Raw genomic sequence first — 26911 nt, 5'->3', positions numbered from 1 at the left:
CACCTGCTCCGGGATGTCCTCTAGGATGCGCCGCTTTGGTGCATTCAAGCGGTGTGCAGCGGAGAACTTTTTGCCAGCCCGCAACATACGCGAGCAGCCTTGCTGCGAACCTGATGCCTCAGGAGAACGTCGCTGTGCTCGCGCCTATAAAAACAACGCCGGAACCTAACCGATGAGTGTCAGCAACCCTACCTTGATCACCTTCGTGATCTACATCGCCGCGATGGTCCTCATAGGACTCATGGCCTACCGCTCCACCAATAATCTCTCGGACTACATTCTCGGCGGGCGCAGCCTCGGCAGTGTGGTCACGGCGCTTTCAGCCGGTGCATCGGACATGAGCGGCTGGCTGCTCATGGGCTTGCCGGGCGCGATTTACATGTCCGGTCTGTCGGAAAGCTGGATCGCCATCGGGCTGATCATCGGGGCCTACCTGAACTGGCTGTTCGTCGCCGGTCGCCTGCGGGTACAGACCGAGCACAACGGCGATGCGCTGACCCTCCCGGATTACTTCTCCAGCCGCTTTGAAGACAGCAGCGGCCTGCTGCGGGTGATTTCCGCCATCGTGATTCTGGTGTTCTTCACGATCTACTGCGCCTCCGGCATCGTCGCCGGCGCGCGGCTGTTCGAAAGCACGTTCGGGATGTCCTACGAAACCGCCTTGTGGGCCGGCGCTGCGGCGACGATTGCCTACACCTTCATCGGCGGCTTCCTGGCCGTCAGCTGGACAGACACCGTGCAAGCCACCCTGATGATCTTCGCGCTGATCCTTACGCCGATCATCGTGCTGCTGGCGACCGGTGGCGTCGACACCACGTTCATGGCCATCGAAGCGCAGGACCCGAGCAACTTCGACATGCTCAAGAACACCACCTTCATCGGCGTCATTTCGCTGATGGGCTGGGGCCTGGGCTACTTCGGTCAGCCGCACATCCTGGCGCGTTTCATGGCCGCTGACTCGGTCAGGTCGATTGCCAAGGCCCGCCGTATTTCCATGACCTGGATGATCCTCTGCCTGGGCGGCACCGTTGCCGTGGGTTTCTTCGGCATCGCGTACTTTTCGGCGCATCCGGAGGTGGCAGGGCCCGTGACTGAAAACCACGAGCGCGTCTTCATCGAGCTGGCCAAGATCCTGTTCAATCCGTGGATCGCCGGTGTGCTGCTGTCGGCGATTCTTGCGGCGGTCATGAGCACGCTGGGCTGTCAGTTGCTGGTCTGTTCAAGTGCGCTGACCGAAGACTTCTACAAAGCCTTTCTGCGCAAAAGCGCGTCCCAGACAGAGCTGGTGTGGGTAGGCCGGGCCATGGTGCTGCTGGTTGCGCTGATCGCGATCGCCTTGGCCGCAAATCCTGAAAACCGCGTGCTGGGTCTGGTCAGCTACGCCTGGGCAGGGTTCGGCGCGGCATTCGGGCCAGTGGTGCTGATCTCGGTGATCTGGAAAGGCATGACCCGCAACGGCGCGCTGGCGGGGATTCTCGTCGGCGCGATTACCGTCGTGGTGTGGAAGCACTTCGAGCTGCTGGGCCTGTACGAAATCATCCCCGGCTTCATCTTCGCCAGCATCGCCATCGTGCTGTTCAGCGTCGTCGGTAAAGGCCCGACGCCGGGCATGCTGACGCGCTTTGAAGCAGCAGAAAAAGAGTACAAGGCGGCGTAAAGGCCGCCTGCTCAAAGCCCGCGCGACGTCAACGCTCGGGCTCTTGAGCGACCGCACCCGATTTAGTTGTGGTCGGCGTCCAGGTTGAAGAACATGGTCTTGCCGCCTTCGCTGGTATAGCCAGTGTGATCCTGGGTATAGACCCCGGCCTTGAAGTAAAGCTGCTGTTTACTCCAGGTGGCGCTGATCCGGTCGTTCCAGCCCATCCCGTGGGCGGTCACGCTGAGCAACCCGGCTTTATTCAGGTGGATCACGTAATTGAACGTCTCGTTCAGGCTGACGTTTTCCGCCACCGTGATTACGCGCGCTTTTTTGTCGTCGGGGTGATAGCGGACCTTTGCGACGATGTTGCCCATGTGCGTCGCTTCCAGGTACTGATATTCGACCTTCAGCAGGGGCTGCGTGCTTTCGTAGACGTGGATTTGACCGATGACCACCCTGCCGGAGGACGGCACCTGAAGGACCTTGAGCTTGGCATTCAGGTAATTGTCGGCGTCCTGGTAGTACCAGTTGTGCAGCGTGCCGTTGGACCAGGTCTCGCGCAATTCGGTACGTGGGTAGATCGCATTGGCGGTCTTGCTTCCGGTGACCGGTGCCCAGAATGTGATGTTCGATGAGCCGGACTTGAAGTACTTGCCGTCGTAACCTTGAAGCAGTTGCTGTGTCTCGATAGTGGCGGGGGGCGAGCCCACTGGAATGCTCAGATTCCACGTTCCCAAATCAATCATGTCTAGTCGTCCGATATGTCTCATTGCCAGCAAAGTTGCGGGCGAAAGGGGGTTGGGGGCAGCTTTTTATACGGTTCCACGGCGCGTTTGTTAACGTGAATCTATCGGATGGTTGACGTCAAAGTGCCGCTATTTGAGCCGCAGCGCAGAGTCCTCCTGACATTCAGCGCCGTTACCGTTAGTCGGTTGGATGGCACTTTTTGGATGGCACTTTTTGGATGGCGCTACTATGGCCGCCTTCTTTTTTCCCCAATCGAAGCTAGAGTAATGGCCTATCAGGCCCTCAGCGGGGACGTTCCCCGGGCAGTAAAGTGAATGATGAGTAGCAGCATGGAATGCGTGCAGTCCCTGCCACTAAGTGGCAAATCAGTATTGTTGGTTGTTGATGATTACCCGGAAAATCTGGTGACCATGTGCGCAGTCCTGCAGCGACAGGACCGGGAAATCATCACCGCTGCCTCAGGCATGGAAGCGTTGGGTATTTTGCTGGACCGAGATGTCGATCTGGTGCTGCTTGATGTGCAAATGCCGGACATGGATGGTTTCGAAGTCGCCCGCCTTATGCGTGGCAGTCTGCGAACGCGGTTGACGCCGATCATCTTTCTCACTGCCAACGAACAATCCCGCGACTCGGTGCACAAGGGCTACGCCAGCGGCGCAGTCGATTACCTGTTCAAGCCCTTCGATCCCAATATTCTCAGGCCCAAGGTTCAGGCGCTTCTTGAGCAGCAGCACAATCGGCGTGCCCTGCAGAAGCTGAGCCGCGAGCTTGAATCGGCGCGGGCATTCAACGCCTCGGTGCTGGCGAACGTGGCTGAAGGCATTCTTGTGGTGTCCGAAGACGGCGTTGTCAGTTTCGCCAATCCGGCGATCTGCCGCTTGCTGGGCATGACTGACGGCGAGCTGCGCGGCACCGCGTTGCGCGCCTATTTGCACGAGCCCAGCGTCGGGGAATGGGTCGACTCCGGCTTTTATCATCACTATCGCCGTGCTGACACCTACCGCGTCCACGACGCCGTGTTGCGAACACCCGAGGGGCGTCAGGTCCCGGTTTCGTTGTCCTGCGCGCCGCTGCCCGCCGAGCAGCGTGCCATGGTGCTCAGCGTGCTCGACATGTCAGTGGTGCGTGACCTCTACAGTCAGCTCGAGCACCAGGCCGTGACGGATTCGCTCACCGGTCTGCTGAACCGCCGTGGTTTCTATCAGACGGTCGAAGGGATGCTGCTGCGCAATGAGCATGCGGGCAAATACCTGGTTGTGCTGTACCTGGACCTCGACGGCTTCAAGGATGTGAACGACTCTCTGGGCCATGACGCCGGCGATCAGGTGTTGCAGTGGGTCGGCGGGCAGTTGAAAGACTGCCTGCGTCCTTACGACGTTCTTGCGCGGATGGGCGGCGACGAGTTCGTGGTGGTCATCGACGGGCTGGATTTCCCCGAACACGCTGCCAAGGTCGCCGAAAAGCTGATCGAGCGTGTGTCCGCGCGGCGTTTGGTGGACGGGGTCGAAGCCACGCTGGGAGCCAGTATCGGCATCGCAGTCTACCCGGACTGCGGCGCCAATCTGGATGGCCTGCTGCGTGCGGCGGACATTGCCATGTACGAAGCCAAGCGGGCAGGGCGTCAGCAATATCGTTTCTTCGATCAGTACATGAATGGTCGCGCGCGCTCGCGTCTGATGCTCGAAGAGAGCGTGCGCACGGCAATCGATGGCAAAGACTTTTCCATGGTCTACCAGCCGCAGGTCAATGTCGTCACCGGCAAGACCCGGGGCTTCGAGGCGCTGCTGCGCTGGCACCATCCGGACGCGGGCGACGTGCCGTCAGGCGTGTTCATCCCGCTGCTGGAAGAGACGCGGCTGATCAACAAGCTCGGCAGCTGGATTTTCGAGCAGGGTGCGGCGCAGCGCCAACGCTGGAGCGACGTATTCCCGGACGATCTGATCATGAGCGTCAGCGTGAGCCCGGCGCAATTCAGCCTGCCCAATCTTGCGGCCGAGCTGCAACGTGCGATGCAGATACATGGCCTGAAACCCCGGCAGCTGGAAATCGAGCTCACCGAGCCATCGCTGGTCCACAATCTGGTGCACAGCCGCAAGCAGCTGCAGAACCTGCATGACATCGGCGTGCGCGTGTCGCTGGATGATTTCGGTGCAGGCGACAGCTCCCTTGCCCACCTGCGCAACCTCGATCTGGACACCCTGAAGCTCGATCGGCACTTCATTGGCGGCATGCTGGGATCGCCCCGAGACCTGGCCGTTGCGCGCAGCATCATTGACCTGTGTCGCATGCTCGATATCGAGGTGATTGCCGAGGGCGTCGAAACCTACGAGCAGTATGAGTGGCTGGTCGACAACGGCTGCCAGATCATTCAGGGCTTTCTCATCGCTCACCCGATGCCGCCCCTGGAGGCAGAGCGTTTCGTCGAGCCGGTCGACCTGCCGATCGCGTTACAGCTGCTCGGCCAGGACTGACGCGGTAGACTCGCGCTTTTCCCGCGACCCGGTTCGACCATGACTGTCACCACGCCCATGCCGCTGAAATACCTGCAGGCCTATCCCGAAGGCCTGCAGGATCAGGTTCGGCAACTGATCGCGCAGAACCGGCTGACGGATTATCTGCAGCAGCGTTACCCGGATCGTCACGAAATCCAGAGCGACAAGGCGCTGTATGCCTACGCCCTATCGCTCAAACAGGAATACCTGCGCAACGCGCCAAACATCGACAAAGTGCTGTTCGACAACCGCCTCGACCTGACCCACCGGGCGCTGGGCCTGCATACCACGGTGTCGCGGGTGCAGGGCGGCAAGCTCAAGTCCAAAAAGGAAATCCGGGTGGCGGCGTTGTTCAAGGAGGCGGCGCCGCAGTTTCTGAAGATGATCGTGGTCCACGAACTGGCGCATTTTAAAGAGTCGGACCACAACAAGGCGTTTTATCAATTGTGCGAACACATGCAGCCGGGCTATCACCAGTTGGAATTCGACCTGCGCATCTACCTGACCTGGCGAGACATGCAGACGGCCGTGCGCTGATCAGCCGCTAACGCTTTTCAAGGAAGTTTTGATGGAAGTCAGCAAGACCAAGAGCAGTTTTTATCGCCGCCTGTATGTGGCGTATCTGATCGACAGCGGCATCGCCAGCAGCGTCCCGGCCCTGACCGACGTCACCGGCATGCCCCGTCGCACCGCTCAGGACACCATTGCGGCGCTGGCTGATCTGGATATTGTCTGCGAGTTCGAGCAACTTGATGGCGCCCGCAATCATGCCGGCGGTTACCGGATTCGTGACTGGGGCGCGATTGACCGCCGCTGGATCGAGGGGAATCTGCAGACCATCAAGACGGTGCTGGGCTATCCGTGACGTCGTGTCAGGGGCGTTGATTCAAGAGCTTCCCGGCTAAAGCCGGTCCTACGAAGGTCCTACAAAGGTCCAACAAGTGGTCCGAGTCCGGATGGATCCGGCCCAGCAAGAGCCATCGGGGTTCAGATGCCGGATCAGTCCAGATCGCGACGCATGCTGATGTGCGGAATGCCGTCCTCGACGTAGACCTCGCCCACCGGATTGAAACCGTAGCGGCTGTAGTAGCCCTGCAAGTGCGCCTGGGCCGAGAGGAAAATCGGCTGGTCCGGCCATTGGAGCTCAGCGTGCTTCAGCGCCTGAACCATCAACTCATGGCCCATTCCCTTGTTGCGCATCGATGGTGCAGTCACCACCCGGCCGATGGTCACGTCACCGTTCTGCTGAATCGGGTCCAGCAGGCGCAGGTAAGCGACCAGCTGATCATTTTGCCAGGCCATCAGATGGCAGGTATCGCCCAGCAAATCCTGACCGTCGACGTCCAGATACCAGCATTTCTGCTCCACCACGAACACTTGCGCCCTCAGTTGCAGGATGGCGTACAGCTGCTCTTTTCCAAGGTCGGTATGGTGTTTGCAAATCCAGTTGATAGACATGACGCCGGCCTGCGAGAAGAAGTGGATGCCGGATACTAAACGCATATCGGGGCAAGCCCAAATTCGCGGCAAACCGGGCGAGACGGAGGGTGCGGTTAACGGTTTGTCATTTTGTTGAACTGCTGCACAAACATCACAGTGTTACCAGTTGTGCAAAGCTCAAAATGAGTCTTCACTGAAGGCCAGTTGCCACAAGGAAGCTGAGCATGACGCGTTTGCTGTGCGCCGCAGGGCTGTTGGGAATGATGCTGATAGCCCAGGGCGCGGTCGCGCAGACATTGCGTCTCGCCGGCGATGCGTGGGCGCCCTATGCCGACGTGTCATTGCTGCACGACGGGCTTTCCACTGACCTGATTCGCACGGCACTGGGCCGCGCGGGCTATGACACCGAATACGAGCAAGTGCCGTGGGCGCGGGCGATTCATGGGCTGAGCGAAGGGCGGTATGACATCGTCATCAACGCCTGGTACAGCGAAGACCGCACGCGCATTGGCGTGTTCTCCGCGCCGTACCTGATCAACCGCCTGCGTTTTCTGAAGCGCAAAGACGCCTCCATCGAATTTCAGACCCTGTCCCAGCTGCACGGCTATTCGATTGCAGTGGTGCGCGGCTACGCCTATTCGCCGGAATTCGACGCCGATGCCAACCTGGAAAAGGTGCCGGTGGCGAGTTTCTCGATCGCCGTCAGGATGCTCGCTGCGGGCAGGGTCGGCTTGACGGTGGAAGACGAGTACGCGGCGCGGTTTGCCCTCAAACGCGAGCCTGCAGACGTGCAGGCAGACGTCGAATTCCTGCCCAAATCACTCAGCGAAAACAGTCTGCATGTGCTGGTGAGCCTCAAGCGGGCGGATCACCAGCAGATCGTTATGGATTTCGACAAGGCGATCGCCGACATGAAAGCGGACGGCACGTACGACAAGCTCATCAAGCTGCACGGTCTGTGATGTCGGGTTCTTTGACCGGCTCTTTGATCAAGTGGGCCGCCAGCGTGCGCAGTGGGCCCAGCTGACGGCAGATCAGCGCCAGTTGGGTTTGCACCAGCCGTTGGCCCTCGTCGATCTCTTCCGGCATCTGTTCCAGGCTCGTTGCCAGCGCTTCTTCGGCATCGCTTTGCACGGCAACCGGCTCACGCATCGCCAGGCTTTGGGCGATCTCATCGATGCTCGCGGCAAGGCTTGCTGCGGCGCCCTCGATCAGTTGCTCGCGCACTTCAGGCGGCAGCGGTGCGTCGCGGTGCGCGCCCAGCCCCGACAGGTAACTGAGCAGGGTGTGTGACAGCACCAGAAAGCGAAAACCGACGTCGGCCTCTTTGCGGAAATGCCCCGGCTCCATGAGCATGTTGGCCAGTGTGGTGGACAGCGCCGCGTCGGCGTTATGGGCGTTGCGGCGGGCCAGTCGATAGGCCAAATCGTCACTCTTGCCGTTCGCGTATTGCTGCATGATCTGACGCAGGTAAATGCTGTTGCACGACAGCGTGTTGGCCAGCACCTTGTTGAGCCGGCGACCTTGCCAGTCCGGCAGGAACAGGAACACCGCCAGGCCGGCGATCAGGCTGCCCAGCAGCGTGTCCAGCAAGCGCGGCAGGAACACGCCGTAACCGTCGCCGACCTGATTGAAGCAGAACAGAATCATCACCGTGATCGCCGCCGTCGACAGCGTGTAGCGCGTGGTCCGGTTGACGAAGAACACCACGCCGGCCAGCACCGCGCACATCGATTGCAGGACTGGCGTGGTGATCAGGTCAAACAGAATCCAGCCCGCCGTCAGGCCAATGGCCGTGCCGATGATGCGCTGCCCGAGTTTGCGTCGCGTGGCGCCGTAGCTGGGCTGGCAGACGAACACCGTGGTGAGGATGATCCAGTACCCCTGGGACGGGTGAATCAGGTGAACCATGATGTAGCCGATGACCAGCGCCAACGGCAGGCGCAGGGCGTGACGGAACAGCAGCGAGGTCGGCGTCAGTTGCAGGCGCAGGCGCGTCCAGACGTCTTTGAGGTTGCGCGGTGAGCGGTCCAGCAGGCTGCTGTCGGTGGCGTCGGCCAGGGCGTCGGGATTGCTCGCATCACTGAGCAGCCGGTCGAGGGTGCCAAGGTTATTGGCCAGCGCCCGCAACGAACGCAGCAGCCCGCGCCACGCCGGATTGCTCTGAATCCGAAGGTGTTCGAGGGAGGCGCGCAGATCATTCAGCGCGTGGGCGAAGCTGTCGTCATAGATGAACGGCTGGCGCAGCTGGATCGACGCCGACAGGTCACGGCAGGCGCGGCCTTGCTGGCGCAGCAGGCGCTGGCAGCGAAACAATACGTCGCTATGAAAAAACGCTTCGGCCAGGGAGTTGTAGGGATAGTGCGACGAACTGGCCCGTTCGTGGATGTCCTGGGCCAGAAAGTACAGCTTCAGGTAGCGACTGACCTTCGAACCCGGGCGACCGCTGCCGACGCGGTTAAGGATGATTTCCTTGGTCACGTTGAGCGCGCCGACGACCTTGCCGTTCTGCTTGGCAAGTTCAAGGCGCTTGGCTTCAATATCCAGAGTACGAATCGGCTCGAACAGCTCTGATTTGAGCTTCAGGTACAGGCCCAGCTCGCGAAACAGTCGGGCCAGCGCCTGCTGCACCGGCTGATTGGAAAACAGCATCTGCCACAGCACCGACAGCAGGCCGTACCACGCGGCGCCTGCGACCAGCAGCATCGGTTCGTGCCAGAAATCGGTGACTTCCCCGCCGCGCTGATCGACGCCGATCATGGTGTAGACCGAGAGAATCAGCGTCGCGTAGGCAATCGCGCCATAGCGCTCACCCAGCGCGCCGAGCATCGTCAGGCAGAACGCCGCGAAGGCAAACGCGCAGATGAACACCACGGGGTAGGGGAACAGCAGCTCCACGGACAGCGCCGCGATGCTGAAACACACCAGCGTCACGGCCAGCGCATTGAGGCGGCCTTGCCAGCTGTCATCGGTCTCCGACAGGGCGCTGGCGATAATCCCGAGGAACAGCGGGATCAACTGGGACATCTCGTTCTGGTACCAGCACAGCGCCATGCTGCCGGTCAGCGCGATAAAAACCCGCACGCTGTAGGAAAACTTGTCCAGCGCCCAGAGACGGCGGAATGTATTGCGCAACGATGTCGATGCCATGAACGCTGACGGCCTTGTTCGCGATTGATTTTGCTGAGGGATATGTACAGCGCCGGATGCGCGCTGTACATCCGGTTAGCAAAATTTATTCCGGGGCGCCCCCGATCCTGCTGGCGAACACAAACCTGTGGGAGTGAGCTTGCTCACGAAGGCTGAGGACCGGTCTCTGGAGATGTATCGACTGCACCGGCCTATTCGTGAGCAAGCTCACTCCCACGGATCGGGGTCGGCAGCTGTCGTAGCGGGCCTCCCTGATAAGTGTCAGACGAATTGCGCCGCCGCATACGCTGACGCCCAGGCCCACTGGAAGTTGAAACCGCCCAGATGCCCACTGACATCCAGCACCTCGCCGACGAAGTAGAGGCCCGGCGATTTAAGGGATTCCATGGTCTTCGACGACACTTCACGGGTGTCGATGCCGCCCAGTGTCACTTCCGCCGTGCGATACCCTTCGGTGCCCGCCGGTACCACCTGCCAGCTCGCCAGTTTGGTGGCGATGTCGGCCAGTTCGGCGTGGGTGTACTGCTTCATCGGCTTGGACACGAACCACTGCTCTGCAATCAGGTTGGCCATTTTCTTGGTGAAAATCTCGCCGAGCAGCGTTTTCAGTTCACTGTTCGGGCGTTCGGCCTGTTGCTCGGTCAGCCAGCTGGGGGCGTCGTGGTCGGGCATCAGGTTGATTTCCACCGTGTCGCCCGGCTGCCAGAAAGACGAGATCTGCAGAATCGCCGGCCCACTCAGACCGCGGTGGGTGAACAGGATGTTTTCGCGAAAGCTGACGTCGTTACAGCTCACCAGGCAGTCGACCGACGTGCCGGTCAGCTCGGTGCACAGCTCTTTCAACTGATCGGTGATGGTGAACGGCACCAGGCCCGCCCGGGTAGGCAACAGCGTATGGCCGAATTGCTTGCCGACCTGATAACCGAAACCGGTCGCCCCCAGCGTTGGAATCGACAGGCCGCCCGTGGCAATCACCAGCGACTCGCAACGGAGTTCGCCCAGAGTGGTTTTCAGCAGATAACCGCTGTCGGCTTTCTCGATACTCTGCACCGAGGTGTCCATGTGCAGGCTCACGCCAGCGGTGTCGCATTCGGCGAGCAGCAGATTGAGGATGTCGCTGGACTTGTTGTCGCAGAACAGCTGGCCGAGTTTCTTCTCGTGGTACGGCACGCCGTGCTTGCCCACCAGTTCGATGAAATCCCACTGGGTATAGCGGGCCAGCGCCGATTTGCAGAAATGCGGGTTCTGCGAGAGGAAGTTGGCGGGCTCGGTGTACAGGTTGGTGAAGTTGCAGCGCCCGCCGCCCGACATGAGGATTTTCTTGCCCGGCTTGTTGGCGTGGTCGATCAGCATGACCTTGCGCCCGCGCTGGGCGGCCGTGAATGCACACATCAAACCTGCGGCGCCGGCGCCGATGATCACAACGTCAGTAACGGGCAAAGCGGTGTCCTCTAACAGCTATTGATCTATGTAAGTTGCGCTGACGCCTTCGCGAGCAAGCTCGCTCCCACAGGGAGTCATGATGTCGCTCACTTGTAGGTGAACTCCACCCCCGCTGGTTCGCGGGGTCTCCGTGGGAGCGAGCTTGCTCGCGAATGGGCGTGATGCGGTATTGCGGGTGCTTACAAAATCCGCACGCGCAAGGATTTGCCCTTGATCTTGCCGTTGTTCAAACGCTCCAGTGCCTGCTTGGCCATGCTGCGTTCCACGGCGACGTAGGCCTGGAAATCAAAGATCGCGATCTTGCCCACCTGAGTGCCGGGAATACCTGCTTCGCCGGTCAGCGCGCCCAGAATGTCGCCAGGGCGCAGTTTGTCTTTGCGGCCGGAACCGATGCACAGCGTCGTCATCGGCGGCAGCAGCTTGCCGCCTTCCTTGCGCTCCAGTTGGTCGTACTGCTGCCAGTTGAGCGGCGCTTTCTGCAGCTCTTCAACGGCGCGGGCGCGCTGGCTTTCGCCGGGAGCAACGAGGCTGACGGCGATGCCGGTCTCACCCGCACGACCGGTACGGCCGACGCGGTGGATGTGGATTTCCGAATCCCGCGCCAATTCGACGTTGAGCACCATGTCCAGACCATCGATGTCCAGACCGCGCGCGGCGACGTCGGTGGCCACCAGCACCGAGGTGCTGCGGTTGGCGAACATCGCCAGCACCTGATCGCGATCACGCTGTTCCAGATCGCCATGCAGACCGACAGCGGATATGCCTTTGGCGGTCAGGTGATCGACCACTTCCTGAACCTGCTGCTTGGTGAAGCAGAACGCCACGCAGGACTGCGGACGGAAATGATCGAGCACACGGACCACCGCTTCGAGGCGTTGCTCGGGGGAGATTTCGTAGAAGATCTGTTCGATCTGGCTGTCGGCGTGGAGCGCTTCGACCTTGACGGTCTGCGGGTCACGCATGAATTTCGAGGACAGCTGCTTGATGCCGACCGGATAAGTGGCCGAGAACAGCAGAGTCTGGCGACGCTTGGGCGTCTGCTCGATGATGTCGGCGATGGCGTCGTAGAAACCCATGTCGAGCATGCGGTCGGCTTCGTCCAGCACCAGCGTGTTCAGGCCGTCCAGTACCAGCGAACCCTTGCGCAGATGCTGCTGAATGCGACCCGGCGTGCCGACGATGATGTGCGCGCCGTGCTCCAGCGAGCCGATTTGCGGGCCGAACGACACGCCGCCGCAGAGGGTGAGGACTTTGATGTTGTCTTCGGAACGCGCCAGACGACGGATTTCCTTGGCCACCTGGTCGGCCAGCTCGCGGGTTGGGCAGAGCACCAAGGCCTGGCAGCCGAAGTAGCGCGGATTGATCGGATTGAGCAGGCCGATGCCGAATGCAGCGGTCTTGCCGGAGCCTGTCTTGGCCTGCGCAATCAGGTCCATCCCCTTGACGATCACCGGCAGGCTCTGCGCCTGAATCGGCGTCATCTCGGCATAACCAAGGGACTCCAGGTTAGCCAGCATGGCGGCGGAAAGGGGCAGTGAGTTAAAAGCGGTGTTAGTCACGGGACGGGCCTGCAAAACAAAATGTCGCGCAGTGTATCAGGTCGCGGCCCCCGCCTTGGGGGCGCGCGCGATAAATGGTGAGTGAATCACGCCTCGATCTCGGGCTCTGGTTGCGGTTTGCGCGCCGGTGCTTCGGGGGCCATGCGGGGCGACAGCTGCAGGAAGATCGACGCCGCCAGCATCGCCAGCACGCCGACGCACAGGAAGGTCAGTTGAAACGCGCCGAGTACGTCGCTGACGTCGCCCGTGGCCACGTCGTCGCTGAACCCGCCGAGCAACGCCGCCGCACAGGCGACGCCGAGACTCAGGGACAACTGCGCAACTACTGACAGCAGACTGTTGCCGCTGGCGGCACTGGCGTCATCGAGATCGATCAGCGTCACCGCGTTCATCGCCGAGAACTGCAGCGAGTTCACCCCGCCCAGAAACGCCAGATGAATCAGCAGCAGCCAGTACGGCGTGTCGGCACTGACCAGCGCCATGCTCGCCAGCAGAATACCCAGCAGCAGCGTGTTACCGGTCAGCACGATGCGATAACCCAATCGCTCGATAGCTTTGGTTGCCAGCGGCTTGGCGAACATCGCCGCAAGGGCCAGGGGAATCATGCTCATACCGGCGTGAGAAGGCGAGTAACCCAGGGCGACTTGCAGCATCAGCGGCAGTAGGAACGGCAGGGCGCCGCTGCCCAGTCGGGCAAACAGATTGCCCATGATGCCCACCGCAAAACTGCGGGTTTTGAACAGCCGAGCAGAGAACAATGGCGCTTCCACGTGACTGGCGCGCAACCAGTACGCCGCCAGACACGCCATGCCGCCAAACAGCAGCATCACCACACGCAAGTGCGGGAGGTTCAGTTCGCCAAGCCCTTCCATGGCAATCGTGATCAGCACCATCGAGGCGCCAAACAGCCCAAACCCCGCCAGATCGAAGCGCGTGCGTCCGCCGCCTTGGAGATCGGGGATGAACTTACGCACGGCGAAGCAGCCGAGAATCCCCACCGGCAGGTTGATCAGGAAGATCCAGTGCCAGCTCAGGTATTCCACCAGCCAGCCGCCGACCGTCGGGCCCATCAGCGGGCCAAGCAGGGCGGGCATGGTGATGAAGCTCAAGGTGCGCACCAGCTCGGTTCGGGGATAGGCGCGCAGCACGATGAGCCGGCCGACCGGCATCATCAACGCACCGCCGAGGCCCTGAATCACCCGTGCGCCCACCAGCATGCCGAGGGAGTTGGACACCGCGCACAGCAACGAGCCGAAGCTGAACAGCAGGATGGCGCTGAAGAAGATGCGCTTGATGCCGAAACGGTCGGAAATCCAGCCCGACGCTGGAATCAGCAGGGCGATGGTCAGCATGTAAGCGATGATCACCGACTGCATGCGCAGCGGGTTTTCCGCCAGCGAGCCGGCCATGGAAGGCAGCGCGGTGTTGAGGATCGTGCCGTCCAGGCTTTGCATGAAAAAGGCGATGGCAATGACCCATGGCATCCAGCGCAGGGTGCGGGCGTCCAGCTGCGGTGTTGAGGTCGGCATGTGGATCGAGGGTCCTTGTTGGGTTTCTGGTAGCAGGCTGATTATTTCTCGGATGTAACTGCTTGAAGCACGATCTCGGTGGGAGATATCCCGTCGTCCAGACGACGCGCTGTCTCGCAGCAAACACAATCCCTGTGGGGGTGAGCTTGCTCACGAAGAGGCCCTTGCATCCGCTGCGTCTCTATCGCCAGCATTTGCGAGCAAGCTCGCTCCTGCGGAAGGCAATGCCACGCCTTACAGCGTCAACGTCAACCCACTCAGCAGCGCGCCCGGCAGCAGATTCGAGGCGGTCTGGCGCTGACTGTAGGTGCTCGTCGACAGCAGGAGTTCCCTTTCTGTGGTCAGTTGTTCCAGTGCCGTGCCCAGCAGGCTGAAGAGACTGTCGTCGAAGCGCATGGTGTTGACCGGTGCCTTGATCTGCCCGTCTTCCACCCAGAACGTGGCGAAGCGCGTCATTCCGGTGATGCGCCCGGCGGTGCGATCCGAGAAATTCAGGTACCACAGGTTGCTGATGTACAGGCCCGTGCCCAGCGCTTTCAATACGTCATCCAGCGCCAGTGAACCGCCGTCCATGCTGAGCGCGCTTGGCGACTCGCCCCAGCCCGCGCCGTTGGCCACAAGGCCGTATTCGGCGGCGCTGCGCGAGTCGATCATGCGATCCCGGGCCACGCCTTCGGCCACCAGCGACAGGTCCATGCGCGGATAACCCTCGCCGGAAAACGCAGGGGACAACGAGCCGCTGACCTGCTCGTTCAGGCTCACCAACGGGCTCAACGTGGATTGGCCGTCGTACAGCCGCTGCAAGGGGCTGGTCTTGTCGGCCAGCGACTGCGCAGAGAATCCACCCCAGCACAGCATGCCCATCACTTCTTCCAGCGCGGCAGGCGCCAGATAGGCGCGGTATTGCCCGGGCGCGAGGACGTGGGCCGGGCGTCCAAGAAACGTCAATTGCTCACGGGCCAGGGCGAAGCGCCGTGCAAAGCCGTCGTCGGTCCAGGTGTGGCCGGCGTAGTTGGCTTTCACCGCCTGGCCGTTCTCGTGGAACAGGCTCCAGTCGACATTGAAGCTGTTGGCCTGATGCCAGCCCAGCGCACCGCTGGAACTGGCGAAGCCGCGATAGATCGGCCCGGCCGCGTAGATGCCGACCAGATCCAGCCCCTCGCCCAGTTGCGCGATCTGCTCGACGACATGGGCGCTGTCCGGCAACGGCGTCTCCTGCACGTTGCTGCTCTGCCACGCCTCGTCGTTCAGTTGCAGATACGGGTCTTCCGGCAACAGCGTCAGGGTTTCCCGTAACTGAAGCAGGGCTTCGCTCAGGCGTTGCTGATCCACCTCGCCGTCGCCTGACAGCGTGAGGTTAAGGTTGGCGTGACGGCCTGCGGCGATCAGCTTGAACGTCACGCTGGCCTGCTGCACGCGGCCGGCCTGACGCACTTTGGCGTGGTTGAAGCGGATAAAGTCCGACGCTTCGGCGTCGTAGCTCAAGGTATAGCGCTCGTCCGCGGTGACTGCGCCGTGCAGCCACTCGGCCAGGGCCTTGAATTGCGCTTGATGGGACATCATGCGTCACCTCCGAAAACATCAACGCTCGCGAACACGCAAGCGGGCGAGGCATGGCCCACGCGGATCACTTGATTGGGCTCGCCTTTGCCACAGTTGGGTGTGCCAAGGACCTTGAAGGTGCTGGCGTCGCCGACCGCGCTGAGGTTGCGCCAGAACTGGGCAGAGATCGCGCGGTAGTTCGGGTTCTTCACCACGCCCTTGAGTTCGCCGTTCTCGATCAACTGACCCCACTCGCAGCCGAACTGGAATTTGTTGCGAGCGTCGTCGATCGACCATGAGCGATTGGTACTCATCAAAATGCCGTGCTCGGTGTCGCCAATGAGCTGCGCCATCGACTTGTCGCCCGGCTCGATGTTGAGGTTGGCCATGCGGTCGATGGGCGCGCGGTTCCAGCTCGACGCGCGGCTGTTGGCGACGCCTTCCATACCGCTGCGGTATTGCGACAGCGCGCCGCCCAGCGGCCTCACCAGTACGCCGTCCTTGATCAGGAATTGCTTGCTCGCCGGCGTGCCATCGTCATCAAAGCCGTAGCTCGCCAGTTGCTCGGGGATCTCCGGGTCGAAGGTCACGTTGAGCAGGCTTGAGCCGTATTGCAGGCTGCCGAAGTCACTGGCTTTGACGAAGCTGGTGCCGGCGTAATTGCGCTCATCGCCGAGGATGCGGTCCAGCTCCAGCGGGTGGCCGATGGATTCGTGGATTTGCAGGGTCATCTGGTCGGGCGTCAGCAGCAGATCGCGCGGCCCGGTGGGCGTGTTCGGCGCCATGACCAGTTGCAGCGCCTGATCGGCGACGTTGACTGCGGCGCCAATGATCCCGCAGGACGCGATGACTTCCGCGCCCCCCTGCTGGCCGAAGTTCTCGCGACCGAGGCTGCGGGTCTGGCTGTCCTGGCCGTCGTAAGCCGTGACGGTCAGGCCGGGGAAGACGAAGCGCTGGGCCTGGCGAATCTCGGCGCCGGCGTTGTTGAGGTAGATCTGCTCGACGTTCTCAAGCCCCAGGCTCACCTGCCAGTTGACCAGGCGTTCGTCCCTGGGCACCGACGCGGATTCGGCATTGAGCAGGGCGTAGCAATCACTGAGCGATGGAAACGCGTTCTGCAGGTTGGGCGAGAGGTAATCGGCACGGGCGGTGGCGACAGCGTGGTCGTGCAGGTCGAGGAGGGAATGCGGGGCCAGTTGCCGCGCTTGAATCTCCGCCTGTTCCAGCGCCGATTGAAGCCCGCGCCGGGAAATGTCGTTGGTGGCCGCATAGGCTTCGACGCCGTTGACGCGCACGGTGAGCATCGCGCCTTCGTCGATGCTTAATTGTGGCGGCTCGGCAACGTTCTTGCGCACCGACAAATGCTGGCTGGTCTGTTTGACGTAACGCAGGGAGAAAAACGGGGCGCTGCTCTGCAGAGCGGCGAACCGCTGCTTGAGCTGAGCGGAAAAGTCGAACATGCAGGAAGGCTCCTTGGCGATTCGGACAGGCAACGGCCCGAATCATAGCGCGGATGATCACTGCAGCGGGGGAGGGATGGATGACACGGACACGGCGCGTGCTCATTGTGGGACCGGCTTTAGCCGGGAATGCGTCAGGTGTCACACCGTAAAATCGAGGGTGTAGCCACCGGCCCCTTCCCGGCTGAAGCCGGTCCTACTGACACAGCGCTTGACCATTGTGGGACCGGCTTTAGCCGGGAATGCGCCATGTGTCACACCGCAAAATCGAGGGTGTATCCACCGGCCTCTTCCCGGCTGAAGCCGGTCCCACTGACACAGCGCACGACCATTGTGGGACCGGCTTCAGCCGGGAATGCGTCAGGTGTCACACCGCAAAATGGAGGGTGTACCCACTGGCCTCTTCCCGGCTGAAGCCGGTCCTACTGACACAGCGCACGACCATTGTGGGACCGGCTTTAGCCGGGAATTCGTCAGGTGTCACGCCGCAAAATCGAGGGTGTATCCACTTGCCCCTTCCCGGCTAAAGCCGGTCCCACTGACACAGCGCACGACCATTGTGGGACCGGCTTTAGCCGGGAATGCGCCATGTGTCACACCGCAAAGATCGAGGGTGTAGCCACTGGCCTCTTCCCGGCTGAAGCCGGTCCCACTGACACAGCGCACGACCATTGTGGGACCGGCTTTAGCCGGGAATGCGCAATGTGTCACACCGCAAAATCGAGGGTGTATCCACTGGCCCCTTCCCGGCTGAAGCCGGTCCTACTGACGCACTGCGCGCCGTTAGTGGGACTGACATATGCCCACGTCGCGCCTGTTACTGCGCCAACGGGCCCACTTCACGCATCGGCTTGCCACGCACGGGCGCGTCGCCGGCGACGTAGTAATCGGCGGTGCTGCGCGGCAGCGGGGCGCGGCCACGGATCTTGTCGGCGATTTTCTCGGCCATCATGATCGTCGGTGCGTTGAGGTTGCCGGTGGTGATCAGCGGCATGATCGACGCATCCACCACGCGCAGCCCTTCCATCCCGTGCACGCGGCCCTCGCCATCGACGACAGCCATTTCATCGGTGCCCATCTTGCACGAGCAGGATGGGTGATACGCAGTCTCGGCATGCTCACGGATAAACGTGTCCAGCTGCTCGTCGCTCTGCACGTCGATGCCCGGGCTGATTTCGCGGCCACGGTATTGGTCCAGCGCTGGCTGCTGCATGATCTCGCGGGTCAGGCGAATGCCGTCGCGGAATTCCTGCCAGTCCTGCTCGGACGCCATGTAGTTGAAAAGAATGCTCGGGTATTCACGCGGGTTCTTCGATTTCAGCTGCACGCGACCACGGCTTGGCGAACGCATCGAGCCGACGTGCGCCTGGAAACCGTGCTCTTGCACGCCCTTGCTGCCGTTGTAGTTAATCGCGACCGGCAGGAAGTGGTACTGAATGTTCGGCCACTCGAATTCCTCGCGCGAACGAATGAAACCGCCCGCTTCGAACTGGTTGCTGGCGCCGATCCCTTTACCGAGGAACATCCACTCGGCACCGATGGCCGGCTGGTTCCACCACAGCAGCGACGGGTACAACGAGACCGGCTCTTTGCACGCGTACTGCAAATACATTTCCAGGTGGTCTTGCAGGTTTTCGCCAACGCCCGGCAGGTCGTGAACGACCGGAATGTCGAGCTTCTTCAGCAGCGGTGCAGGGCCAACGCCGGAACGCTGCAGGATCTGTGGCGAAGCAATGGCGCCGCCACACAGCAGGACTTCCTTGCGAGCGCGGGCTTCGATGCGGGTGTCGCTGTCGCCCACCATGTAGGCCACGCCGACGGCGCGCTTGTTGTCGAACAGAATCCGGTCGGTCAGCGCGTGAGTGACGATGGTCAGGGTCGAGCGCTTCTTCGCTTCGTCCAGATAGCCACGGGCGGTGCTGGCGCGACGGCCGAACGGCGTGACGGTGCGGTCCATCGGGCCGAAACCTTCCTGCTGATAACCGTTGAGGTCGTCGGTGCGCGGATAACCGGCTTGCACGCCTGCTTCGACCATCGCGGCGAACAGCGGATTGTTGCCCGCTTTAGGCGTGGTCACGCTGACCGGGCCTTCGCCACCGTGGTAGTCGTTAGGGCCGATGTCGCGGGTTTCGGCCTTGCGGAAGTACGGCAGGCAATCGAGGTAAGACCAGTCTTCCAGGCCCGGGTTTTTTGCCCAGCCGTCGTAGTCCATGGCGTTGCCGCGGATGTAGCACATGCCGTTGATCAGCGACGAGCCACCCAGGCCCTTGCCGCGACCGCATTCCATACGGCGGTTGTTCATGTGTGGCTCTGGCTCGGTCTCGTAGGCCCAGTTGTAGCGACGGCCTTGCAGCGGGAACGCGAGCGCGGCCGGCATCTGAGTGCGGAAGTCGGCGCGATAGTCCGGGCCGCCGGCTTCAAGCAACAGCACGGTGACGCCTGCGTCTTCGGTGAGACGGGCGGCGAGGGTGTTACCGGCCGAGCCGGCGCCGATGATGATGTAGTCGTATTCCAAGATAAATCTCCTTGGGAGTTGCAAGCGTCAAGCCTCAAGCTGCAAGAAAAAGCAGCGAGACGGCGCCTGCGAGATTGATGGGGTGAGCGGCAGACCAGGACTGCAGTTGCTTTGTCTTGAGGCTTGCCGCTTGCCGCTTAAAACTGCTTCTAGAACACCGACGCGTAGTCGCCCAGCTCAACCTGCACAGACTTGATGCGTGTGTACTGCGCCAGCGAGCTGATGCCGTTTTCGCGGCCCACGCCCGACTGCTTGTAGCCACCGACCGGCATTTTCGCGTCGGATTCGCCCCAGGCGTTGATCCAGCAGATACCGGCTTCCAGTTGATGGATCACGCGGTGCGCGCGGTTCAGGTCTTTGGTCACGATGCCCGCAGCCAGACCCATTTCGGTGTCGTTGGCGCGGCGGATCACTTCTTCTTCGGTTTCGTAGCTGAGGATGCTCATGACCGGGCCAAAGATTTCCTCTTTGACGATGGTCATCTCATCGGTGCAGTCGGTGAACACGGTCGGCGCAACGAACGCGCCGTTGCCCAGCTCACCCTCGGTCAGACGATCGCCGCCGATCAGCAGGCGGGCGCCTTCTTCCTTGCCCTTGGTGATGTAGCCGAGCACATTTTCCATGTGCGCGAAGCTCACCAGCGGGCCGAAGTTGATGGTGTCGTCCTGCGGATTCCCGACGCGGATGCGTTTGACGCGCTCAAGGATTTTCGCTTCGAAGGCTGCTTTCAGGGCGTTCGGCACGAACACGCGAGTGCCGTTGGTGCAGACCTGACCGGAGCTGTAGAAGTTGGCCATCATCGCGATGTCAGCGGCGCGATCCAGATCGGCGTCGTCGAAAATGATCAGCGGTGATTTGCCGCCCAGCTCCATGGTCACTTCCTTGAGCGACGAGCTCGAGGCGCTGGCCATGACTTTCTTGCCGGTCTGCACGCCGCCGGTGAAAGAGATTTTCTCGATGCGCGGGTGCTCGGTCAGCCAGCTGCCGACGTCGCTGCCGGCGCCGGTCAGCACGTTGAACACGCCGTCCGGCACGCCGGCTTCGGTGTAGATTTCTGCCAGTTTCAGCGTGGTCAGCGAGGTGACTTCGCTTGGCTTGAAGATCATTGCGTTGCCGGCTGCCAGCGCAGGGGCGGACTTCCACAGGGCAATCTGGATAGGGTAGTTCCACGCGCCGATGCCGACGGTGACGCCCAGCGGCTCGCGGCGGGTGTAGACGAATGAAGTGTCACGCAGCGGAATCTGCTCGCCTTCGATGGCGGGCACCAGGCCGGCGTAGTACTCCAGCACGTCGGCGCCGGTGACGATGTCGACGTATTTGGTTTCGGAGATCGCTTTGCCGGTGTCCAGGGTTTCCAGTTCGGCCAGCTCATCGTTGCGTTCACGCAGGATGTCGACGGCACGACGCAGGATGCGCGAGCGCTCCATGGCGGTCATGGCGGCCCAGATTTTCTGGCCCTTTTCAGCGCTGACGACAGCGCGTTCGACGTCTTCTTGGGTCGCGCGCTGGACCTGGGCCAGGACTTCGCCATTGGCTGGGTTGATAGCCTCGAAGGTCGCGTTGCTGCTGGCGTCCACGTAGCCGCCGTCAATGTAGAGTTTTTGCAGTTCGAAACGGGCCATAAAATCCTCGCAGTAATCTGGGTGGGTGACGACCGAGTGCGCCGTGCGCTGCCTTGGTCGTGATGCCGGCTGCTTCAGCTCGGCGCTTTTGCCAGTTGAAAGTCCATGTACTCGTAGGCGATCCGTTGCGCTTGTTCGGTGTCGAAGGCGTCGCCCGACAGCGCGCCGCGCAGCCACAATCCGTCGATCAATGCCGCCAGCCCTCGGGCTGCGCTGCGTGCTTCATCCAACGGCAATACGCGACGGAACTGGCAGCAGAGGTTGGAATACAGGCGGTGATCATTGATCCGCTGCAACCTGTGCAGCGAGGGCGAATGCATGCTGGTTGCCCAGAAGGCGAGCCAGGTTTTCATCGCCGGACCGTTGACCTGACTGGCATCGAAGTTGCCCTCGATGATCACTTTCAGGTGAGCCCGCGGGCTGTCGTCGTTCAATGCCCGGCGCCGTTCGGCGACGCTGGCGATCAGCGCATTCATCAAGTGGCGCATCGTCGCGGCGATCAGGCCGTTCTTGTCCTGAAAGTAGTGACTGATGATGCCGTTGGAGACCCCCGCCAGTCTGGCGATCAGCGCAATGCTGGCATCGCCCATCCCCACCTGATCGACCGCCGTAAGGGTGGCCTGGATCAACTGTTGACGCCGAATGGGTTGCATACCGACCTTGGGCATCTGTAGGGCTCCTTGATCTGCCGGGTGATCGTGGGTGGCTGGAAACGGCGTTCACTGTAAAGCTTTTTAATTGAACGTTCAATCAACAAAAAGTTGCAGGCGCAGAAAGGCAGCCACAAGCTTTAAGCTCCAAACCGCAAGAGTCGAGGCGTGGCGGCCTTTTTCTTGCAGCTTGAAACTTGAAGCTTGCAGCTGCAATCAGCCGTGATTCTTGCCCAGCAATGCGTGGTACAGCTCGCTGTCGCCGAGGATGCCGACCAACTGGTTGTTCTCCTGCAAGACGAGCTTGTTGCCGGTGTGGTAGCGGATCTGCAAGGCGTCGCGCATGCCGATGTCGGAGTGGACAACGGTCGGTTTGCGGCCGAGGCTTTCCACTGACTGGCCCGGCTCCCAGCTTTGCAGATCAAGGGTCGCGCCATGCTGGTGGGCGCCGGTGATGGCGTTGCCTTCAGAGAGATCTATCCACGTGTCGTCGCTCGGGTCCAGGCAGACCTGAGAACCGTTGATGCGCGTGCATTGGGTGATCGGGCGCATCAGGCTCCGGCCGCACAGCACGTTGAGCGGATTGGTGTGGGCGACGAATGTCCGCACGTACTCGTCGGCGGGATTGAGCACGATCTCTTCCGGCACGCTGTACTGAATGATCCGGCCGTCCTTCATGATCGCGATGCGGGTGCCGAGCTTGAGCGCTTCGTCCAGGTCGTGACTCACGAACACGATGGTCTTGTTCAGCTTCTTCTGCAGCGCCAGCAGTTCGTCCTGCAAACCTTGGCGGATCAGCGGATCAAGGGCCGAAAACGGCTCGTCCATCAGCAGAATGTCAGCGTCCATCGCCAGCGCGCGGGCCAGGCCGACCCGCTGCTGCATGCCGCCTGACAGCTCATCCGGCTTCTTGTTGCGCCATTGGGTCAGGCCGACCAGCTCCAGCTTTTCGTCCACCAGTGCGCGCCGCTCTTTCTCGGGGCGGCCCTGCATTTCCAGGCCGAAGCTGATGTTCTCGCGCACGGTCAGCCACGGCATCAGGGCGAACTTCTGGAACACCATGGCGATGCGCTTGGTGCGCATCATCTTCAGCTCGGCGGGGGTGCAGGCAGCGATATTGATCTGCTGCCCTTCGTGCTCGACGAACAGCGAACCGCGGCTGACCGTGTTCAGGCCGTTGATGCAGCGCAGCAGGCTGGATTTGCCCGAGCCGGACAGGCCCATCAGCACGCAGATCTCGCCTTTGTTGATCTCCAGCGTGGCTTTTTCGACGCCGACGATCTGGCCGGTTTTCTTGAGGATTTCGGCCCGCGTAAGGCCCTGGTCCAACAGCTTGAGTGCCTCACGCGGGTCTTTGGAGAAGACGACGTCAACCTGATCGAATTTGATGATGCTCATGCGTCGGTCCTCACTTTGGCGTCCGGTTGTTTGCAGATCCGGTCGAGCATGATCGCCAGCAATACGATCGCCAGGCCCGCTTCGAAGCCCAGAGCGATATCAGCAGTGTTCAGTGCGTTGACCACAGGTTTGCCCAAGCCATCCGCGCCCACCAGCGCGGCGATCACCACCATCGACAGCGACAGCATGATGCACTGGGTGATGCCGGCCGCGATGCTCGGCATGGCGTGGGGCAGCTCGATGCGCGAGAGCAGTTGACGGCGCGAACAGCCGAAAGCTTTGCCGGCGTCGAGGAGTTCTTGCGGGACATCACAGATGCCCAGGTAGGTCAGGCGGATCGGCGCAGCGATCGCGAACACCACCGTCGAAATCAGGCCCGGTACTACGCCGAGGCCGAACAGCGTCAAGGTCGGGATCAGGTAAACGAACGTAGGCACCGTCTGCATCAGGTCGAGGACGGGTCGCATGCAGGTGTAGAACATCGGCTTGTGCGCGGCAATGATGCCCAGCGGCACGCCGATCACTACGCAGACCGCCGTGGCGAACAGCACCTGCGCCAGGGTCTCCATGGTTTCCTGCCAGTACCCCAGATTGAGGATCAGCAGGAAGGAAATGATCACAAATGCGGTCAGGCCCCATTTGCGCTGAATGAAGTGGGCAAGCAGGGCAACCAGGCCGATCAGCACGAAGGGGTTGAACCAGGTCAGCCCGCCGGTCAGGCCGTGAATCATGGTTTCCAGTGACGAAGCGATGGCGTCGAAGGTGCTGGCGCCGTGCTGCGTCAGCCATTCGACGAAGCCGGCGATGTACTCGCCCAGAGGGATTTTATGATCAGTCAGCATGATGTCGGTTGTCCGCGTGCGGGATGAAAAGAGGACAACAGGCGGGCGTACCCGCCTGCCTGTCGAGTTACTTCGTCAGCTCGGCTTTTGCGGCTTCCAGGCCAGGTTTTCCGTCCACGGTGGTGACACCCGCCAGCCAGGTGTCGAGTACTTGAGGGTTGGCCTTCAGCCACGCTTTGGCGGCCACTTCAGGCTTTTTCTTCTCGTCGAGGATATTGCCCATCAGCGCGCTTTCCATTGGCAGGGTGAAGGACAGGTTCTTCAACAACTGACCGACGTTGCTGCACTCGGTGGTGTAGCCCTTGCGCACGTTGGTGTAGACGGTGGCTTTGCCGAAGTCGGGGCCGAAGAAGTCATCGCCGCCGGTGAGGTATTTGATCTTGAATCGGGTGTTCATCGGGTGCGGTTCCCAGCCGAGGAACACCACGTCGGTGCTGCGTCGCGAGGCGCGGTCGACCTGGGACAACATGCCGGCTTCGCTCGATTCGACGACCTTGAAGCCTGCGTCTTTCAGGCCGAAGGCGTTCTTGTCGATCATGCTCTGGATCAGGCGGTTGCCGTCGTTGCCCGGCTCGATGCCGTAGATTTTGCCGTCGAGTTCTTTCTTGAATTTGACGATGTCGGCGAAGTCGTGAAGCCCCTTGTCGTACAGCGCCTGGGGAACGGCGAGGGTGTACTTGGCGTTCTCAAGGTTGGCGCGGACGGTCTCGACAGTGCCGGCGTCGCGGTAGGCCTTGATGTCGTTTTCCATGGTCGGCATCCAGTTGCCGAGGAAGATGTCCATGTTCTTGCCATCGGCCAGCGACTTGTAGGTCACGGGCACGGAAATCATCGTGGTTTTGGTTTTGTAGCCCAACGACTGCAGCACGACGCTGGTGACGGCGGTGGTCGCCGTGATGTCGGTCCAGCCCACATCGGAAAAATTGACCATCTGGCAAGCGGCGGGCTCTGCGGCCTGGGCCAGGATAGGAAGACTCAGCGCAACGCCCAGCAACAGCCTTTGTGAACCTTTCATGTTGGACTCCTTTGGTGTTTTCTTCTCGGCATCAACCGCAGCTGATGCGTTTTCTGGTGTCGGCGAGTCAAGTTGGGAAAACAGCTCCATCACTGCGTCTGGCGATTGAGTCGACAACGATCATGTAACAGGGAAAAACAAACGCCTACAGGGGGCGTCGTATCCAGTACACAGGGCGTCGTATCCAGTATCAGTGACGTCGCTTACAGGTTTTTTCCCTGCTCGCCGAATGATTCCCGGGACAAAAGCAGAGTGACGATACGGCAAAAAGTGCCGGAATCGGCAGCCGATCGTGTTCAGGTATCGGTTAAAGCAGACGCGACGTTGGTGGGCATGGGTGAGTCGGTGTGAGACGCCGCCTCGTAAAACAAAAGGCTGATGATGCCGCCATCTCGATGGATCGCTGCTTGAGCGTAGCAGCTCCGTCGCCGGCCGCGCGGCGCGCCGGGAGCCCTGTTTTCGGAGGTTTGCGGTTAATGGCTATCAGCGTGTTCGACCTGTTCAAGATCGGTATCGGCCCCTCCAGCTCACACACCGTCGGCCCCATGCGCGCTGCCGCGTTGTTCGTCCAGGGCCTGCGCGAACGCGATCAACTAGAGCAGGTGAGTCGCGTTGAAGTGCGGCTGTATGGCTCGCTGTCGGCAACCGGCGTCGGCCATGGCAGCGACAGCGCGGTGATCATGGGCCTGATGGGCGAATGGCCCGATGCGATTGATCCCGGGCTGATCGGTCAGCGCATCGCCGAACTGCGTGAGACCGACACCTTGAAGCTCAACGGCGATCACCCGATCCCTTTCGTCTGGCAGCGCGACATGTTGCTCATCGACGAAAACCTGCCGTTCCATCCCAATGCCATGACGCTGGTCGCGTTCAATGAGCACGGCGAATTTCATCGCGACACTTACTACTCGGTGGGCGGCGGTTTTGTCGTCGATGAAGCCCAGGCCGCCAGTGGCGTGCTGGATCGCGACGAAACCGTGCTGCCTTACGATTTCTCCAGTGCCGATGAGCTGCTGGTGCTCTGCGAGACCCACGGCTTGCGAGTCTCGCAGCTGATGATGGAAAACGAGAAGGTCTGGCGCAGCGAAGACGAAATCCGTGCCGGGCTCATGCACCTGTGGCGTGCCATGCAAGCGTGCGTCGAGCTGGGCCTGAAGCACGAGGGTATTTTGCCGGGCGGCCTGAACGTGCGTCGTCGCGCAGCGCGTCTGCATCGCAGCCTTCTGGAATTGAACAAGCCGAACGTGATTGGCTCGACGTTGAGCGCGATGGAGTGGGTCAACCTGTTCGCGCTGGCGGTCAACGAAGAAAACGCCGCGGGAGGTCGCATGGTCACGGCGCCCACCAACGGCGCGGCGGGGATCATTCCGGCGGTGCTGCATTACTTCGTCAAATTCAGCGACGAGGTCAGCGAAGCCAACGTGGTCGATTACCTCTTGGGTGCCGCAGCCATCGGTATTTTGTGCAAAAAGAATGCATCGATATCCGGCGCCGAAGTCGGCTGCCAGGGTGAGGTCGGTTCGGCGTGCGCCATGGCGGCGGCCGGGCTGGCGGACATTCTGGGTGCCACGCCCGAACAGCTGTGCAACGCGGCTGAAATCGGTCTGGAACACAACCTCGGCCTGACCTGCGATCCGGTGGGCGGACTGGTTCAGGTGCCGTGCATCGAGCGCAACGCCATCGCTGCAGTGAAGGCCATCAATGCCGCGCAAATGGCCCTGCGCGGCGACGGTCAGCACTTCATCTCGCTGGACCGCGTCATTCGCACCATGCGCGACACCGGCGCCGATATGCACGACAAATACAAAGAGACGTCCCGCGGCGGGCTGGCGGTCAGCGCCGTCGAATGTTGAGTCGGTAACGCCAGC

General features: G+C 61.3%; 20 protein-coding genes. 6 read left to right on the top strand and 14 right to left on the bottom strand.

Annotated elements, in window-relative coordinates; genetic code table 11:
- Positions 1-172: 172 nt before the first annotated feature.
- A complete protein-coding gene (gene putP / locus SLW74_RS03205) occupies positions 173-1657 on the top strand; it encodes a sodium/proline symporter PutP (RefSeq protein WP_410928117.1) in 1485 nt (494 codons plus the stop codon).
- Between the two features lie 62 nt (positions 1658-1719).
- Here putP and SLW74_RS03200 read toward each other — a convergent pair whose 3' ends face one another.
- Positions 1720-2385, bottom strand: coding sequence for a polysaccharide lyase family 7 protein (locus SLW74_RS03200; RefSeq protein ID WP_065986578.1), 666 nt, complete (start codon positions 2383-2385; stop codon positions 1720-1722).
- 330 nt (positions 2386-2715) lie between these two features.
- On the opposite strand from SLW74_RS03200, the gene SLW74_RS03195 reads away from it, so the two are divergent.
- From SLW74_RS03195 to SLW74_RS03185, 3 genes are read left to right on the top strand one after another with little or no spacing between them, the layout of a single operon-like run.
- Positions 2716-4857, top strand: coding sequence for a putative bifunctional diguanylate cyclase/phosphodiesterase (locus SLW74_RS03195; RefSeq protein ID WP_065986576.1), 2142 nt, complete (start codon positions 2716-2718; stop codon positions 4855-4857).
- A 57-nt stretch (positions 4858-4914) separates the two neighbouring features.
- The gene (locus SLW74_RS03190) at positions 4915-5415 is read left to right on the top strand and encodes a YgjP-like metallopeptidase domain-containing protein (RefSeq protein WP_410928351.1); all 501 of its coding nucleotides are present in this window, start codon (positions 4915-4917) and stop codon (positions 5413-5415) included.
- A gap of 31 nt (positions 5416-5446) precedes the next feature.
- Positions 5447-5743, top strand: coding sequence for a helix-turn-helix domain-containing protein (locus SLW74_RS03185; protein ID WP_065986572.1), 297 nt, complete (start codon positions 5447-5449; stop codon positions 5741-5743).
- A 134-nt stretch (positions 5744-5877) separates the two neighbouring features.
- On the opposite strand, the gene SLW74_RS03180 is transcribed toward SLW74_RS03185, so the two are convergent.
- Entirely contained in the window at positions 5878-6336 is a 459-nt protein-coding gene (locus SLW74_RS03180) for a GNAT family N-acetyltransferase (RefSeq protein ID WP_065986732.1), read from the bottom strand.
- A 206-nt stretch (positions 6337-6542) separates the two neighbouring features.
- Here SLW74_RS03180 and SLW74_RS03175 point away from each other — a divergent pair, with 206 nt between their 5' ends.
- Entirely contained in the window at positions 6543-7280 is a 738-nt protein-coding gene (locus tag SLW74_RS03175) for a substrate-binding periplasmic protein (protein ID WP_065986571.1), read from the top strand.
- On the opposite strand, the gene yccS is transcribed toward SLW74_RS03175, so the two are convergent.
- From yccS to SLW74_RS03115, 12 genes are all read right to left on the bottom strand, one after another.
- Positions 7261-9468: a YccS family putative transporter gene (gene yccS / locus SLW74_RS03170; RefSeq protein ID WP_065986569.1), complete on the bottom strand. Its 2208-nt coding sequence runs from the start codon at positions 9466-9468 to the stop codon at positions 7261-7263. The genes SLW74_RS03175 and yccS overlap by 20 nt on opposite strands.
- A gap of 261 nt (positions 9469-9729) precedes the next feature.
- Positions 9730-10908, bottom strand: coding sequence for an NAD(P)/FAD-dependent oxidoreductase (locus tag SLW74_RS03165; RefSeq protein ID WP_410928116.1), 1179 nt, complete (start codon positions 10906-10908; stop codon positions 9730-9732).
- Between the two features lie 182 nt (positions 10909-11090).
- Complete coding sequence (dbpA, locus tag SLW74_RS03160) at positions 11091-12470, bottom strand: ATP-dependent RNA helicase DbpA (protein WP_083233000.1); 1380 nt, start codon at positions 12468-12470, stop codon at positions 11091-11093.
- An 86-nt stretch (positions 12471-12556) separates the two neighbouring features.
- Positions 12557-13999 (bottom strand): multidrug transporter subunit MdtD, encoded by a 1443-nt coding sequence (mdtD, locus tag SLW74_RS03155; protein WP_192130963.1) that lies wholly within the window; start codon positions 13997-13999, stop codon positions 12557-12559.
- Positions 14000-14233: 234 nt separating this feature from the next.
- Positions 14234-15559, bottom strand: coding sequence for a TldD/PmbA family protein (locus SLW74_RS03150; protein ID WP_410928350.1), 1326 nt, complete (start codon positions 15557-15559; stop codon positions 14234-14236).
- The gene (locus SLW74_RS03145; protein WP_410928115.1) at positions 15559-17001 is read right to left on the bottom strand and encodes a TldD/PmbA family protein; all 1443 of its coding nucleotides are present in this window, start codon (positions 16999-17001) and stop codon (positions 15559-15561) included. The genes SLW74_RS03150 and SLW74_RS03145 overlap by 1 nt, the downstream gene beginning before the upstream one ends.
- An 817-nt stretch (positions 17002-17818) precedes the next feature.
- Positions 17819-19516: a choline dehydrogenase gene (gene betA, locus SLW74_RS03140; protein ID WP_296315298.1), complete on the bottom strand. Its 1698-nt coding sequence runs from the start codon at positions 19514-19516 to the stop codon at positions 17819-17821.
- Between the two features lie 149 nt (positions 19517-19665).
- Positions 19666-21138 (bottom strand): betaine-aldehyde dehydrogenase, encoded by a 1473-nt coding sequence (gene betB / locus SLW74_RS03135; RefSeq protein WP_410928114.1) that lies wholly within the window; start codon positions 21136-21138, stop codon positions 19666-19668.
- A gap of 74 nt (positions 21139-21212) precedes the next feature.
- Entirely contained in the window at positions 21213-21806 is a 594-nt protein-coding gene (gene betI, locus SLW74_RS03130) for a transcriptional regulator BetI (RefSeq protein ID WP_065987872.1), read from the bottom strand.
- 198 nt (positions 21807-22004) lie between these two features.
- Positions 22005-23186, bottom strand: a complete 1182-nt coding sequence (gene choV / locus SLW74_RS03125) for a choline ABC transporter ATP-binding protein (protein WP_065987871.1) — start codon at positions 23184-23186, stop codon at positions 22005-22007.
- The gene (gene choW, locus SLW74_RS03120; protein WP_192131039.1) at positions 23183-24031 is read right to left on the bottom strand and encodes a choline ABC transporter permease subunit; all 849 of its coding nucleotides are present in this window, start codon (positions 24029-24031) and stop codon (positions 23183-23185) included. The genes choV and choW overlap by 4 nt, the downstream gene beginning before the upstream one ends.
- 64 nt (positions 24032-24095) lie before the next feature.
- Positions 24096-25043 (bottom strand): choline ABC transporter substrate-binding protein, encoded by a 948-nt coding sequence (locus SLW74_RS03115; RefSeq protein ID WP_410928113.1) that lies wholly within the window; start codon positions 25041-25043, stop codon positions 24096-24098.
- Between the two features lie 476 nt (positions 25044-25519).
- Here SLW74_RS03115 and SLW74_RS03110 point away from each other — a divergent pair, with 476 nt between their 5' ends.
- Positions 25520-26896 carry an L-serine ammonia-lyase gene (locus SLW74_RS03110; protein ID WP_192130968.1) on the top strand — a complete coding sequence of 459 codons (1377 nt, stop codon included), beginning with the start codon at positions 25520-25522 and terminating at the stop codon, positions 26894-26896.
- Positions 26897-26911 lie beyond the last annotated feature (15 nt).

Origin of the sequence: Pseudomonas sp. W5-36 (assembly GCF_046540455.1) — a bacterium.
Taxonomy (GTDB): domain Bacteria; phylum Pseudomonadota; class Gammaproteobacteria; order Pseudomonadales; family Pseudomonadaceae; genus Aquipseudomonas; species Aquipseudomonas graminis_B.
This window is presented reverse-complemented; position numbering and strand designations above follow the sequence as displayed.

What these genes read in the sequence shown, in the direction of transcription:
- yccS (WP_065986569.1), bottom strand. Translation starts at nt 9,468, where the DNA reads ATGGCATCGACATCGTTGCGCAATACATTCCGCCGTCTCTGGGCGCTG.
- SLW74_RS03195 (WP_065986576.1), top strand. Translation starts at nt 2,716, where the DNA reads ATGGAATGCGTGCAGTCCCTGCCACTAAGTGGCAAATCAGTATTGTTG.
- SLW74_RS03175 (WP_065986571.1), top strand. Translation starts at nt 6,543, where the DNA reads ATGACGCGTTTGCTGTGCGCCGCAGGGCTGTTGGGAATGATGCTGATA.
- SLW74_RS03200 (WP_065986578.1), bottom strand. Translation starts at nt 2,385, where the DNA reads ATGATTGATTTGGGAACGTGGAATCTGAGCATTCCAGTGGGCTCGCCC.
- SLW74_RS03115 (WP_410928113.1), bottom strand. Translation starts at nt 25,043, where the DNA reads ATGAAAGGTTCACAAAGGCTGTTGCTGGGCGTTGCGCTGAGTCTTCCT.
- betB (WP_410928114.1), bottom strand. Translation starts at nt 21,138, where the DNA reads ATGGCCCGTTTCGAACTGCAAAAACTCTACATTGACGGCGGCTACGTG.
- SLW74_RS03110 (WP_192130968.1), top strand. Translation starts at nt 25,520, where the DNA reads ATGGCTATCAGCGTGTTCGACCTGTTCAAGATCGGTATCGGCCCCTCC.
- mdtD (WP_192130963.1), bottom strand. Translation starts at nt 13,999, where the DNA reads ATGCCGACCTCAACACCGCAGCTGGACGCCCGCACCCTGCGCTGGATG.
- betI (WP_065987872.1), bottom strand. Translation starts at nt 21,806, where the DNA reads ATGCCCAAGGTCGGTATGCAACCCATTCGGCGTCAACAGTTGATCCAG.
- SLW74_RS03190 (WP_410928351.1), top strand. Translation starts at nt 4,915, where the DNA reads ATGCCGCTGAAATACCTGCAGGCCTATCCCGAAGGCCTGCAGGATCAG.
- SLW74_RS03145 (WP_410928115.1), bottom strand. Translation starts at nt 17,001, where the DNA reads ATGTTCGACTTTTCCGCTCAGCTCAAGCAGCGGTTCGCCGCTCTGCAG.
- SLW74_RS03185 (WP_065986572.1), top strand. Translation starts at nt 5,447, where the DNA reads ATGGAAGTCAGCAAGACCAAGAGCAGTTTTTATCGCCGCCTGTATGTG.
- choV (WP_065987871.1), bottom strand. Translation starts at nt 23,186, where the DNA reads ATGAGCATCATCAAATTCGATCAGGTTGACGTCGTCTTCTCCAAAGAC.
- SLW74_RS03150 (WP_410928350.1), bottom strand. Translation starts at nt 15,559, where the DNA reads ATGTCCCATCAAGCGCAATTCAAGGCCCTGGCCGAGTGGCTGCACGGC.
- putP (WP_410928117.1), top strand. Translation starts at nt 173, where the DNA reads ATGAGTGTCAGCAACCCTACCTTGATCACCTTCGTGATCTACATCGCC.
- SLW74_RS03180 (WP_065986732.1), bottom strand. Translation starts at nt 6,336, where the DNA reads ATGTCTATCAACTGGATTTGCAAACACCATACCGACCTTGGAAAAGAG.